Annotated in this window: 15 protein-coding genes; 8 read left to right on the top strand and 7 right to left on the bottom strand. The window is 63.3% G+C overall.

Annotation, left to right across the window (positions count from 1 at the left end; translation table 11 throughout):
• The first annotated feature begins 2 nt into the window (after positions 1 to 2).
• Positions 3 to 329 carry a hypothetical protein gene (locus VKR55_RS01995; RefSeq protein ID WP_324399128.1) on the top strand — a complete coding sequence of 109 codons (327 nt, stop codon included), beginning with the start codon at positions 3 to 5 and terminating at the stop codon, positions 327 to 329.
• Positions 330 to 439: 110 nt separating this feature from the next.
• Here VKR55_RS01995 and VKR55_RS01990 read toward each other — a convergent pair whose 3' ends face one another.
• From VKR55_RS01990 to VKR55_RS01975, 4 genes are all read right to left on the bottom strand, one after another.
• Positions 440 to 1,759: a TIR domain-containing protein gene (locus tag VKR55_RS01990; protein ID WP_324399126.1), complete on the bottom strand. Its 1,320-nt coding sequence runs from the start codon at positions 1,757 to 1,759 to the stop codon at positions 440 to 442.
• A 127-nt stretch (positions 1,760 to 1,886) separates the two neighbouring features.
• A complete protein-coding gene (locus VKR55_RS01985) occupies positions 1,887 to 2,744 on the bottom strand; it encodes a PCC domain-containing protein (RefSeq protein WP_324399124.1) in 858 nt (285 codons plus the stop codon).
• Entirely contained in the window at positions 2,744 to 4,366 is a 1,623-nt protein-coding gene (locus VKR55_RS01980) for an acyl-CoA synthetase (RefSeq protein ID WP_324399121.1), read from the bottom strand. The genes VKR55_RS01985 and VKR55_RS01980 overlap by 1 nt, the downstream gene beginning before the upstream one ends.
• A 1-nt stretch (position 4,367) precedes the next feature.
• Positions 4,368 to 4,568 carry a hypothetical protein gene (locus tag VKR55_RS01975; RefSeq protein ID WP_324399119.1) on the bottom strand — a complete coding sequence of 67 codons (201 nt, stop codon included), beginning with the start codon at positions 4,566 to 4,568 and terminating at the stop codon, positions 4,368 to 4,370.
• Between the two features lie 256 nt (positions 4,569 to 4,824).
• On the opposite strand from VKR55_RS01975, the gene VKR55_RS01970 reads away from it, so the two are divergent.
• Positions 4,825 to 5,349, top strand: coding sequence for a DUF3828 domain-containing protein (locus VKR55_RS01970; RefSeq protein ID WP_324399117.1), 525 nt, complete (start codon positions 4,825 to 4,827; stop codon positions 5,347 to 5,349).
• 110 nt (positions 5,350 to 5,459) lie between these two features.
• A complete protein-coding gene (locus VKR55_RS01965) occupies positions 5,460 to 5,732 on the top strand; it encodes a GNAT family N-acetyltransferase (protein ID WP_324399116.1) in 273 nt (90 codons plus the stop codon).
• Between the two features lie 69 nt (positions 5,733 to 5,801).
• Here the strand turns inward: VKR55_RS01965 and VKR55_RS01960 are convergent, their stop codons facing one another.
• Positions 5,802 to 6,197: a DUF3597 domain-containing protein gene (locus VKR55_RS01960; protein ID WP_324399115.1), complete on the bottom strand. Its 396-nt coding sequence runs from the start codon at positions 6,195 to 6,197 to the stop codon at positions 5,802 to 5,804.
• Positions 6,198 to 6,589: 392 nt separating this feature from the next.
• Between VKR55_RS01960 and VKR55_RS01955 the strand changes: the two genes are divergently transcribed.
• The 5 genes from VKR55_RS01955 (at position 6,590) to VKR55_RS01935 (ending at position 11,742) form a co-directional block, all read left to right on the top strand.
• The gene (locus VKR55_RS01955; protein ID WP_324399114.1) at positions 6,590 to 7,492 is read left to right on the top strand and encodes a DUF2189 domain-containing protein; all 903 of its coding nucleotides are present in this window, start codon (positions 6,590 to 6,592) and stop codon (positions 7,490 to 7,492) included.
• A 183-nt stretch (positions 7,493 to 7,675) separates the two neighbouring features.
• Positions 7,676 to 8,464, top strand: coding sequence for a lytic murein transglycosylase (locus VKR55_RS01950; protein ID WP_324399222.1), 789 nt, complete (start codon positions 7,676 to 7,678; stop codon positions 8,462 to 8,464).
• 462 nt (positions 8,465 to 8,926) lie between these two features.
• A complete protein-coding gene (locus tag VKR55_RS01945; protein WP_324399113.1) occupies positions 8,927 to 9,079 on the top strand; it encodes a DUF1127 domain-containing protein in 153 nt (50 codons plus the stop codon).
• A gap of 121 nt (positions 9,080 to 9,200) precedes the next feature.
• The gene (trmFO, locus tag VKR55_RS01940; RefSeq protein WP_324399112.1) at positions 9,201 to 10,631 is read left to right on the top strand and encodes a methylenetetrahydrofolate--tRNA-(uracil(54)-C(5))-methyltransferase (FADH(2)-oxidizing) TrmFO; all 1,431 of its coding nucleotides are present in this window, start codon (positions 9,201 to 9,203) and stop codon (positions 10,629 to 10,631) included.
• Positions 10,632 to 10,638: 7 nt separating this feature from the next.
• The gene (locus VKR55_RS01935; protein ID WP_324399111.1) at positions 10,639 to 11,742 is read left to right on the top strand and encodes a serine/threonine protein kinase; all 1,104 of its coding nucleotides are present in this window, start codon (positions 10,639 to 10,641) and stop codon (positions 11,740 to 11,742) included.
• A 9-nt stretch (positions 11,743 to 11,751) separates the two neighbouring features.
• Here the strand turns inward: VKR55_RS01935 and VKR55_RS01930 are convergent, their stop codons facing one another.
• Entirely contained in the window at positions 11,752 to 12,489 is a 738-nt protein-coding gene (locus VKR55_RS01930) for an ABC transporter ATP-binding protein (RefSeq protein ID WP_324399110.1), read from the bottom strand.
• The coding region (locus VKR55_RS01925) for an ABC transporter ATP-binding protein C-terminal domain-containing protein (protein ID WP_475386236.1) at positions 12,479 to 12,821 on the bottom strand (343 nt) is incomplete at its 5' end. The genes VKR55_RS01925 and VKR55_RS01930, both read right to left, overlap by 11 nt.

Here is a 12,821-nt window from a genome sequence, read left to right as displayed (position 1 = left end):
CCATGCCCTCCCCGACCTACACCGTCTTCCGCAACGCCATCCTCGCCGAGCAGCAGGTGACCTGCCTTTACGACGGCCGCCATCGCGAGCTCTGCCCGCACATCATCGGCACCAACAAGAGCGGCGAGGAGGTCGTGCTGGCCTGGCAATTTGCCGGCGAGAGCTCAGGCAAGCTGCCGCAATGGCGCTGCCTGCGGCTTGCACATGTGCGCGACGCGCGCGCTCGCGCCGGCAAATGGCATGAAGGCCGCTCGCATCGCACGACGCAAACCTGTGTCAGCACCATCGATCTCGACATCAATGTGCATGTGCGCAGGCCCAAGCCTTAGAGAATCCCCGCCCACTCTCGCCGCGCCTGCATCGTTGCCGGAATCTTTGCTGTCGCTGGCTGCCCGAAACATCAGCGGCCGTGTCACGAGCCTGGTCCGTTCGCATCTGACTAACGGCAGGTATCCCATGTCCGCAGATGGAGTGTTATGCCGCCATTACCCCTGCTGGTGATGCTGCGGTAAAGCACGCAGACGCCGCTGAAGGTGAAGCCACCGCAGCTTTGGTCGGACTTGCAGGCCTGCTCGCAGCTGTCCTGCGATTGAAATTGATCATAACGAGAGCCGACCCCGGTGGGCGAGCTGTTGTTGAATTTGCAGAAATGATCACCTTGGGCGACGCCGGGCCTCGATTGATCCGAGCGAACGCCAGTATCGGACCAACCGTCAACCCAGAGCAGGTTGAGGCTGCTCTTCAGATAGCAATGGTTCGTACGCCGATCGAAGCTGTAGGCGATGCAATCACCGCGGCGTTGGCATTCCGCGCGGCAGCCGCCGGCATCCGTCGGCATGTCGCCGATGTCGCCACCTCTCATGTCGGTGTTGGGATAGGAGTTGAAACCTGTCGGACGCGGCTGCACGGGCGTCGGGGTCGATGCACGAGTTGGCGTAGGGGCTGGCGTCTGCGTCGGTATTACCGTTGGGGTCGACGTCGCATTCGCGTGGGGCGGAACCGATGGCTCTCCTCCGATCATGTAGCCGACAAACCCTGCCACACATACACCGACCACGCCTAAAGCAATGTAGAGCGGCGTTCGGTTCGGTGTGCGGACAGGTGGGTTGAGCACGACAGGCAAATTTGGGGGGTGCTCCACCGGCAAGCTCGGGGGTTGCGCCGCAAGTTGTTGAGGGAGGGAAACCGGTGCAGCCGTCTCGGAGTTGAGCGGAGGCCCCTGCTCGGCAACGAACTGCTCTTTTTCCGCCACAGGCACCGCCGCAAACGCAACTGCCGCGTTTCCGGGCTGCGCGCCGGCCGCCGTGCGGTCGACTATCAAATTCTCCAGCACCAATTTCTCGCGGATAAGCTCCGCCAGGGCTTCTGGTGCCCGATCGCGTATCGAAAGGTAGCCGATAGTCTTGGTGATGCCCGGGATTTCCGTATCATCAAAGCGCACCGGCAGAATATACTCTCTTCTCTCCTCGAGAGCCCGCTCTTGCGCGGCCGTCAGCTCGTGACTTGTCCAAACCTTCTCTTTGTAGTGCTTGGAGATGAAAATCACCGTGTAATACGCCTGGCGCGAATAAACTTCAGCCAGGTAGGCGTATAAATTCTTGCCCCAAAGAGCGACCTCTTCATATCTGTCGTAGAACAATTTTACATTGTGCACTCGCAAATATGCGGCAACCGTGTCGACATAAGGCCGATCCTCGTCCGCGAACGATAGCGCTACATCATATTTTTTCGCTTCAGTAGACTTATCCGGAGAAGCCACAATTCCCGCCCCAATAGGTTTCGAAGCCTGAGCTAGTGTAGCAACTTAACCGGGCTACAACCATGGGCTTTGTAGGATCCCGGGGCCATGGGTGCGGCCTGCATCCGGCATTCCGCGGCGATGCGCCTCACACCGCCTCCAGCACCAGTTCCATGGTCATCAGCACGGGATTGTCGCCGCGGATCAGCCTGCCCTCGCCGATGCCGCCGGTGTAGTCGATCAGCGCGACATCGAGATTGGCTTCCAGCGCGCCGTTCGCGCCGGGCGCGACTTCACCGGATGTGATCGCAAGCTCCGTCGCGAACGGCTCGATCACGGCGCCGCCGGCAAAGCGCGCACCGATGGTCGAGCCGACGCCGCCGCGAAGTCTGGCACGCGCAACGCCGTGCTGGCGACAGAATGCTTCGAGAGCGCTCGCAACATCCTGGTTCGGCCGCAGCCGCATCGCAAACGCGCGGCTCGACGTCTTTGCGCCTCTCGCCTCGGCCGGCACCGGGCCGAACAGCTTGAAGTTGGTCTCGCTGTCAGGCTCGGCGGCAAACACCGCGCCATCGATGCCGAAGGCCTCGACCTCGAATGGCTCGGCGACAAAGGTCTCCTCGGGCAGCATGTGGCCGCCGCTCTCGCGGCCGTCGGCCTCGCGCCACAGCCCGTGGCAATGAAAGAACGGCGCGCCATCGCGCGAGCCCAGCGTCAGCGTTGCAAGCTTGAGCTGCGTGATGCCAGCGGGCCGGAACGTGTCGCTATAGAACGCGGCGTTCTCGCCGGTCTTCGACAGCGCCGGCATGACATAGCCGAACGGGCCGAGCGCACCGCCGTTGATGTTCAGCGTGCCCCCGACAAATCCCTGCGCAGCGAAGCCGCGGCGGGCGGCTTCCAACAGCGGCAGACCGGCTTCCAGCCTGAAGGTAAAAGCGCGACCCCGCACCTCCACCCACTGGATGCGTTCGGCTACCGGTAGCCCCGGCTGCTTGATGCTGCGCATCAGCGACTTTGCTTGTTCAGGTCGAGCAGCCCGCGCGCTTCCAATTCATCGCGCACCAGCCGCTTCGGGATTTTTCCGTAGCCTGACTTTGGCAGAGCCTCCCAGAAGAAGAAGCGCTTCGGCATCTTGTAGCGCGGCACCTTTGGCGCGAGGAATGCCGCCATCTCGGCTTCGGTGACTTGCCTGGCGCCTTCGCGCGCGACGCAGACTGCGACACCGACTTCACCCCAGACCGGATCGGGCACGCCCAGCACCGCGACCTCGCCGATCGCGGGATGGGTCAGGATCTTCTCCTCCACCTCGCGCGGATAGATGTTGGAGCCGCCCGAGATGTACATGTCGGAGGCACGGCCGGTGATGTAGACAAACCCCTCCTCGTCCATGTGGCCGAGATCGCCGGTGCGGAACCAGCCGTCGCGAAACGCCTTGGCGTTGGCCTCGGGGTTGTCGTAATAGCCGGCGAAGACCCCAGGACCGATCACGCAGATCTCGCCGGTCTCGAACGGTTTCAGCTCGCGGCCGTTGTCGTCCTGGATCGAAACCTGCATGCCGGTGCGCTCGAAGCCGCAGGTGCCGATCCGCGCCTGAGGGCCGTCTTCCTCCTCATGGAGCGCAGCCGGGAACACCGTGATGTTGCCGGTGACTTCACCGAGGCCAAAATACTGCACGATCACCTTGCCGAGCTTCTTCAGCGCAAACTTCTGGTCCTCGCGGTACATCGGCGCGCCGGCATAGATGACATGGCGCAGCGAGGAATGGTCGAACTGATCGGCGGCGGGATGCTCGACCAACATCTTCAGAATGGTCGGCACGGTGAAGAGATTGCTGACGCGATGCTTCTCGATCAGGCGGAAGGCTTCCGTGATGTCGAAGCGTTCGGTCGGCAGCAGAATGGTTGCTACCCCGCGCGCGGCCTGCATGAGCTGATGCACGCCGGCGCCGTGCGACAGCGGCGCCACCACAAGTGAGGTATCTTCCTCGGTCGTGCCCGGCGTGAGATCGGCAAGATGGTTGGTGACGACAAAGGCCATCTGGCCGTGGGTGAGCACGGCGGCCTTGGAGCGGCCGGTGGTGCCTGAGGTGAAGAAGAACCAGCACGGATCGTCGTACTCGACCGCGACGTTGGCGACGAAGGCGCCGGCATGCGCGGCCATCGCCTCGCGCAGGCTCTTTTCGCCGAAAGCGCCCTCTCCGCCGATGCGCCAGGTGAATGCGGGACCGGTGACGGCCCTGGCGTGATCCGGGAAATCGCCATGGCAGAGAAACGCCTTCGCGCCGGAGGCGGTTGCGAGATAGGCGACCTCGTCCGGCATCAGCCGGAAATTGGTGGGCACCCAGACTGCGCCGAGACGAAACGCCGCGAACATCGAGAAGAACATCTCCTCGCAATTCTTGGAATGAACGAGGATACGGTCGCCCTTCCCGATCCCGCGCGCGGCGAGCGCGGCGGCGAGTGAGGAGACATGCGCGTCGATCTCGCGCCAGGTCCAGCTCTTCTCGCCCCATATGAAGCCCGGACGATGTCCATGCCGGCGCGCGTTCTGCGTCACCATGTGCGCCAGATTCATCACCCGGCGCGACATCCGGAGCTGCCCGCCGGCTGGGGTCGCGGCCCCGCTCACTTCAGCGGCGTCCCATGAAGGTGCCGGCGCCGATCAGGATCAGGCCGAGCACGCCGGAGACAATGCCATGCTTCATGTGCACGCGCGCCACGCCAGCCTCATGGCCGGGGAAGAAGCCTGGAAGCTGATCGGCGGGCACCACGAAATAGACGGCAGCAACAACAAGCAGGACAACGCCAATCAGGGTCAGCACGAGCTTCATGGGGGTTCCTCTGGAAAGGGCGCTCGGGAGACGCCCGCGTGGACAAGCTTTCGTTGCGACCCTGTTTATCGCCATCGGCTCCGGCCCCGCAAGAGCGCAGTGTTCGCGAGCGGGTTGCAGATTTGGCGGGAATGGGTTTGGTCGTCCTGAAGGCAAATCAGGTTCGCCCATCGCCGCCGACGATTGAAAAAATATAGCGGAGGAGCTTGCACTGGCGCCGGTCTATAACAATGCGAAACCGAGTTTGAGGAGCCGCATGATCACACGCCGTCATCTGATCTCGACTATCCTGATTGTTGCGATCGAGGCGCCGCTCGCGCGTGCCGAACCTGCAACCGCTAACGATCCCGTCGCGATCGTCACTGCGATCTACGCCCGCGCCGCCAAGGGCAAGGGCGATGGCGGCGGCGGCTTTGTCATCGAGAACAAGGCGGCGAAGGCGAAATATCTCTCGAAGTCGCTGATCGCGCTGTGGGCCAAGGCGGACGCGCATACGCCGAAGGGTGATGTCGGGCCGATCGACTTCGACCCCGTTACCAATTCGCAGGATCCGGATGTCAAATCGTTCAAGGTCGAGACCGAGAAGCTCGATGCCACCAAAGCGCTGATTGCCGTCACCATCACCGGCCGCAACACACCGCCGCCGAAGCCCGCCGATCAAGTGATCCGCTATGAGTTCGTGCGCGAAGCGGGCGGCTGGAAGATCGACGACATCAAGGGCTCGAGCGACGGCGAAGCCTGGTCGATCCGTGCAATGCTGAGCGACTCCTTGAAGGGTTGAGGAGACAACAAGCGGAATACGCATAGGTGTCCGCGTTCATCACGCCTTGGCAACGAAGGGTTCATGCTCCTACATGACGGCGAGCCCATCGATCCAAGGAAATCCCGACCATGGCTGCCGTCCGCGACAACAAGGCCCTGCACCGCTTCGAACTCGATGCCGGGGGCCAGGTCGCTTTTGCAAATTACCGCCTCACGCCGCAGGCGGTCATCATCACCCACACCGAGACGCCGCAGAGCTTGCGCGGCCGCGGCATCGCGTCAGAGCTGGTGAGAGGCGCGCTGGAGATGATCCGCGCCGATGGTCAAAAGGTGATCGCCGGTTGCAGTTTCGTTGTCGACTATCTCAGCAAGCACCCGGAGCATCGGGATCTCGTGGCGTGATTTGAGCTCGGTTGCAAAAAAGGCCCGTGTGATACACGGGCCATTGGCACAAGAGGCCAAAAGGACCCGCTAATGCTTGATTTCAGGCGGGAGCTTGCCGCCATTGGCCGCGAGCTTCGCCATCACCTGCTTGTGCAACCAGACATTCATGCTCGCGGAGTCGTTGGTGTCGCCGGTATAGCCCAGCTCCTTGGCGAGCTCCTTGCGCGACGCCAGGCTGGAATCGATGTCGAGCGCCTTCATCAGGTCGACGATCGAGGTCCGCCATTCGAGCTTCTCATGCTTGGCCGCGACCGCCTTGTCGAGGATCGGCGCCACGTCGACGCTTTGCGCGGGTGCGGATGCCGGGGCTGTGGCTGCAGCCGAGCCGCCGCCGGTGCCGCCCGAAGCGGCGGCGCCGCCAGTTGACGCGGCAGCGGCCGACTGGCCGAAGATCGCGCTCATGATTTTTCCGAAAATGCTCATGGTGTGCTCCCCAATGGACCTAGACACGAGATAACGCGTAAGACGTAACGGCGTTAAGCGGCTTTTGTTGCCCGGCGGCGCCGGGTCCAGATCGCTTTTTTTCAAACTTACCCGTCGAGGCAAGGCTTGCCGGTGCTACCCCGGTCGGCAGCTTGGAGCTTAGCCGCGGCGAAATGACGGCGGAATGACGCGGTTGCGCCGCGGTAACTATTTTCACCGAGGCTTGAGGGACGGCAGAGCGATTCAGGAGTATGCTGACCGTTCAGCTCGCGAGATGGCCAGAACAACAAGGTTTTCGGGTCTGGCCAAACATCGCGATCGTTTCCTTCGGCGGCCGCTCGCGCCCCGATCTGGCGCGAATTCCGGCCGCTGCGGCAAGGGAGTTTGCGACCATGGCCTCGACCTATCATGATAATGTCAGCTCTCAGGCGCAGCCCGTGGAGGCCGCGCCTGAGATCCGCACGATCGGCCTTTCCGATCTGCACCAGGCGCTGAAGCTCGGCTGGGAGGATTTCAAGGCGGTGCCAAGCCACGCCATCATCCTCTGCGTGATCTATCCAGTGCTCGGCCTGTTGCTCGCCCGCGCCGCGTTTGGCTATGCCGTGATCCCGCTTCTGTTCCCGATCGCTGCAGGCTTTGCCCTGGTCGGCCCCTTCGCGGCTCTCGGTCTCTATGAGCTGAGCAAGCGCAGAGAACAGGGCAAGGACGCTTCCGCCTGGAATGCACTCGACGTGCTGCGTTCGCCTTCCTTCGGCGCCATGCTCGGACTCGGCACATTGCTGCTCGCGTTGTTCGTGACCTGGGTTGCGACCGCGCAGGCGATCTATATCGCCGTGTTCGGCTATGGCGGGGCCACGAGCGTCTCCGATTTTGTCACGCGCGTGCTCACCACGCCGCAAGGCTGGTGGCTGATCATCGTCGGCTGCGGTGCCGGCTTCCTGTTCGCGTTGGTCGCGCTCTGCGTCAGCGTCGTGTCCTTCCCGTTGATGCTGGACCGTCACGCGAGTGCCGGCGAAGCGATGGTCACCTCGATACGCCTGGCTGCCAAGAACCCGGTGACGATTGCCGCCTGGGGCCTGGTCGTGGCAGCGCTCCTGATTGTCGGCTCGCTGCCGCTGTTCCTGGGGCTCGCGGTCGTGATTCCGGTGCTCGGACACGCGACCTGGCATCTCTATCGCGAGGCCATTGCGATCGATCCCAACGCGCGGCCAATTCCCCCGCCTCCGCCGCATCAGCGCAAGCCGGCTGCGGATTTCCCCGCCAACCTGTTCCCCTGGCGGCGCCGGGACGAATAAGCGGCGGAAGCGCAAAGCTGGTAACAGCCCGACCGTCGGCCTTTGCCGGCGGTTTGGCTGCGTGTCTCAGCCTTGTTTTGGCCGCGGTTGACACCGACATTTTGCGCTGCACGATCAAGTCGATTTTCGAATCGGAACGTATTCTTGGCACCAGCGCATTATCGTCTCCTCATCTGCGCTTTGATGCTCGGCGCGACGCTCGGCTTCACTGCCACGTCGGGACAGGCTGCAACGCCCTGCGGATCCGGGAGCTTCGATACCTGGCTCGCCGCCTTCAAGAGCGAAGCCGCAAGCAAGGGCATCTCGCAACAGGCCATCAATGCCGGGCTCATCGGCATCACGCTCGACCAGAGCGTGCTCAACCGCGACCAGTCGCAGAAGGTGTTCGGCCAGAGCTTTGAGGAGTTTTCCGGCCGCATGGTGCCGCCGCGCATGCTGCGCGGCTCCAACAAGCTCAAGCAATACGGCTCGCTGCTCTCCCGTATCGAGCAGGCCTACGGCGTGCCGGGCGAGGTACTGGTCGCGATCTGGGGATTGGAGACCGATTTCGGGGTCAACAACGGCAAATTCCAGACCCTGCGTTCGCTGGCGACGCTGGCTTATGACTGCCGGCGCGCCGACGAATTCCGGGGTGAGCTGATGGATGCGCTGCGGATCATCGATCGCGGCGATCTCTCTCCGCAGGACATGCGCGGCGCCTGGGCGGGCGAGCTCGGCCAGACCCAGTTCATGCCATCGGCCTGGATCAAGTATGCGGTGGATTTCGATGGCAATGGCCGCCGCGACCTCCTGCACAACGTACCCGATGTCCTGGCCTCGACTGCCAATTATCTCGCGAGCTACGGCTGGCAGCGCGGCAAGGACTATCAACCCGGCGCGCCCAATTTCGCCGTGCTCCAGCAATGGAACAAGAGCGAAGTCTATGCCCGCACCATTGCCTACTTCGCGACCCAGCTCGCGCACGCGCCTTAACGAGCGCGTGGCGAGGTTGCGACCAGATCTCGGACCCTTTCGCGAGAGGATGGTCCCGGCGATAGCCTGCATTGCATCGCAAAAATAGAAATGGCCGAAAATTCATTATTACAGCCGCAGCTGCATGCGAATCGCGCATGCTCCGTAGGCTGCCCATGTATTCAGCTGGCCACCTCGCAACTTGAAATGACCCGTCTTTCGTCCCTATTTTGAACTGCTATGAAATTGCGCGGTTATGCGACAATTCCATGATTTCACAAGGTTTTTACTCGTGTCCATCTTGCGGCCGCGGGTTTGGCGGCAGCTATGCGCAAAGGTTAATCGCTCCTTGCTCCCGTCATGCATTTTCGGCTTAGCTGCACCGCAACATCGGAACTACTGATCCGGAAAATCTCATCTATATTCATTTCAACGATGAGGCCTCCTCCAAAGGCTGAATCGCTAAGACTCAAGGAGACTACCATGTTGCTCTCGCTCATCCGCATGATCCAGGCGTTCCGCGACTATCAGCGCAACGTCAACGAGCTGTCGCAGCTCAGCGATCGCGAACTGGCCGACATCGGCCTCGACCGCTCGGATATTCCGCGCGTGGCGGCTGGCGCCTATAACGGCTGATCGTTCAGCCTCCCCGATCGAACGGATAACGCCCGCCTCGTTTGCGGGCGTTGTCGTATCTGGATATGGCCGTGCTTTCCTCAGGTGCGCCCCGCGCCAAAACGCGCTAACCCTGCGGCCCATGACGGCGATCCGCTCCTCCGACACCGTGCATATCGTTGGCGCCGGGCTCGCCGGCTCCGAGGCCGCTTGGCAGGTCGCCCAAAGCGGTTGCCGCGTCGTGTTGCACGAGATGCGCCCCGACCGGATGACGGAAGCTCACCGCACCGACGGGCTTGCCGAGCTTGTCTGCTCCAATTCCTTTCGTTCCGACGACGCCGCCAACAACGCGGTCGGCCTGCTGCACGCCGAGATGCGCCGGCTCGGCTCGCTGGTCATGCGCGCGGGCGATGCCAACCAGGTGCCCGCCGGCGGGGCGCTCGCGGTCGATCGTGAGGGCTTTTCCGCGGCCGTGACCAAGGCGCTGAGCGAGCATCCGAACATCGAAATCCGCCGCGGCGAGATCGCGGGCCTGCCGCCGGCGGATTGGACCAATGTCATCGTCGCAACCGGCCCCCTCACCTCAGCGCCGCTGGCGGATGCTATCCGGGCGCTGACCGACGAGAATGCACTGGCTTTCTTTGACGCGATCGCGCCGATCGTGCACAGGGACTCGATTGACATGTCGGTCGCCTGGTTCCAGTCGCGCTACGACAAGCCCGGTCCCGGCGGCACGGGAGCCGATTACATCAATTGCCCCATGACGAAGGAGCAGTACGACGCCTTCGTCGACGCGCTGCTCAAGGGCGAGAAGACCGACTTCAAGGACTGGGAGACGAACACGCCCTATTTCGACGGCTGCCTGCCGATCGAGGTGATGGCCGAGCGCGGCCACGAGACGCTGCGGCATGGGCCGATGAAGCCGGTCGGGCTGACCAACCCGCATGATCCGACAGTCAAGCCCCACGCGATCGTGCAGCTCCGCCAGGACAACAAGCTCGGCACGCTCTACAACATCGTCGGTTTCCAGACCAAGCTGAAGTACGGCCCCCAGCAGCAGATCTTCCGCAGCATTCCCGGCCTGGAGAAGGCCGAGTTCGCGCGACTCGGCGGCCTGCATCGCAACACCTTCCTCAATTCGCCAAAGCTTCTCGACGCCGAGCTACGCCTGCGCGCCGAGCCGCGGCTGCGCTTTGCCGGCCAGATGACGGGCTGCGAGGGCTACGTGGAATCCGCGAGTATCGGGCTGATTGCTGGCCTCTATGCCGCCGCCAATGCCCGCGGCACGTCGCTCACGCCTCCGCCGGCGACGACGGCGCTCGGCGCGCTGCTCGGCCATATCACCGGCGGCCATCTTGAGACCACTGAGGCGAGCGGCCGCTCCTTCCAGCCGATGAACATCAATTTCGGTCTGTTTCCGCCGCTTGCCTCGCCACCGACCAGGAAGCCCGACGGCAGCAGGCTTCGCGGCAATGAGAAGACGGTTGCCAAGAAGCAGGCACTGAGCGCGCGGGCGCTGGCCGACCTCGACCGCTGGATCGCCGATCATCTGCGCGTGCCGGCGGCGGCGTGAGCATCCGATGAGATTGCCCAAGGACGATGCGGCGGCGTTGTCGTCGCGCTGGAGCGACGGCGTACTGCTCAAGCGCGACGCATTCTCGACCGTCGAGCGCGGTCGCTTCTGCGGCGAGACTGGCGAGGTCGACGCAGTCTTGCGCCGGCTCGATGAAGTACCGTGGTGGTCGTTTCCGCTGGCACAGCATCTGTTCGCGCGCGAACGGCGCGCGCTGGCGCTCGCGAAGGGGCTGCAGGTCGGTCCCGAGCTGCTCTGGACCGGGCAGCGGGCGCTGGTGCGCGGCTTCATCGACGGCGTCGCGTTGCATCTGGCCAAGCCCCATGGCGACATCGCCTATTTCCGCTCGGCCAAGGCCGCGCTTCGCAGGCTGCATCGGGCCGGCATCTGCCATAACGATCTTGCCAAGGAGCAGAACTGGCTGCGTGGCTCCGACGGACACTGCTATCTCACCGACTTCCAGCTCGCCGCGTGCTTCAGGGCGCGCAGCCGCCTGTTCCGGATCGCAGCCTATGAAGATTTGCGCCATCTCCTGAAGCACAAGCGTACCTATGCGCCGCAGGCGCTGACGCCGATGGAGCGGAAAATTCTTGCGCGAAAGTCGGCAATCGCGCGCCTTTGGCTGATGACGGGCAAAAAGGTCTACCGCGCCATCACCCGCGGCCTCTTCAACTTCACCGACCGTGAAGGCGGCGGCCGCCGCCTCGTCAACGACGCGCCGGTGCTGGTCGACCTCATCCGCAAAAACCCCGACGTTCGCGATACCGCCATCGTCGCCTTTGCCGATCGCCGCACCGGCGTCGGACTCTATGCCTTTGTCGAGGCCGACAAGCCCGCGCTCGAGAGTCAGCTCCGCAGCGAGCTGACGGCAGCCAAAGGGCCAAAGCCCCCGGAGCATATCCAGGTCGTCCACGCGCTGCCGCGCGATGCCAGCGGCAAGCCGCGTACCGAGATCCTGCAGCTTGTGGCCATGAACCAGCTCGACCTGATCGAGCCGATGATGAAGGACGAGACCGACCGCGCCTTCCTCAAAGATATTTTGGAGCAGCGCAAGAATTTGCGCGACCGTTTCAATTTCGAGGCGGGCGATCTGCAACTGCCGTCACATTGAACGCCGGCGTTAAGCTACCCCGCCCAGATACAGCCGCTTGACGATGTCGTTGGCCTTGAGCTCGTCGACGGAAGCCGCTGAGACGGCGATCTCGCCGTGGACGATGATGTAGCCGCGGTCGGCGATGCGGATCGCCTGGTTGAAATTCTGTTCGGCCATCAGCACGGTCAGACCAAAACTCTGCTTGAGCTCGCCGATCTTGGTGATGGTCTGTGACACCAGGAGCGGCGACAAGCCGACAGAGGGCTCGTCGACCAGAAGCAGCCGTGGCGAGGACATCAGCGCGCGCGCGATCGCCAGCATCTGCTGCTGCCCGCCCGACATGGTGCCGGCGAGTTGGCTGCGCCGCTCCTTGAGCACCGGGAAGGTCTCGAACGCCATCGAAAGGTTGCGTTGAATGGCGTTGCGCGCGGCCTTGCGGAAAGCGCCCAACATCAGGTTTTCGACCACCGTCAGCTTGGGAAACAGCCGCCGTCCCTCCGGCACCAGCGCGACGCCGAGGTCGACGATGGCCTCGGGCGAGAGTTTGGTGAGATCATGGGTCTTGCCGTCGATGGAGAGCGTAACGCTGCCGCGCGTCGGTCGCACCAGCCCCATGATGCATTTGATCAGCGTGCTCTTGCCGTTGCCGTTGGTGCCGAGCAGCGCCACGGTCTCGCCGGTCTCCACCCGCATGGACACGCCGCGCAGCGCCTTCACCGCGCCATAGCCCGCATCCAACCCGTCGATGGCGAGGCTAAGTGCCAAGATAGGCCTCCTGCACACGGGGGTTGGCCATGACCTCCGCCGGCGCGCCGATCGCGATGATCTTGCCGGCATCAAGGCACATCACCCGCTCGGAGAAGCGCATCACGGCCTGCATGATGTGCTCGATCATGATGATCGCGATGTTGTCGCCGCAAAGACCGATCAGGAGGTCGAGCACCTCGTCGACCTCTGATGTCGACAACCCCGCCATCGCCTCATCCGAAATCAGCAGCTTCGGTCCCGTCGCCATCGCGCGCGCGAGCTCGGTCTTGCGCAGCTCAACCTGGGTCAGCGCTGATGTCGCGACATTGGCCTTGGCGGCGAGCCCGATC

It is taken from the genome of Bradyrhizobium sp., from assembly GCF_035309285.1.
Lineage (GTDB): Bacteria > Pseudomonadota > Alphaproteobacteria > Rhizobiales > Xanthobacteraceae > Bradyrhizobium.
Note: the sequence above shows the minus strand (reverse complement) of the source record. Positions and strands in the feature narration are given on the sequence as shown.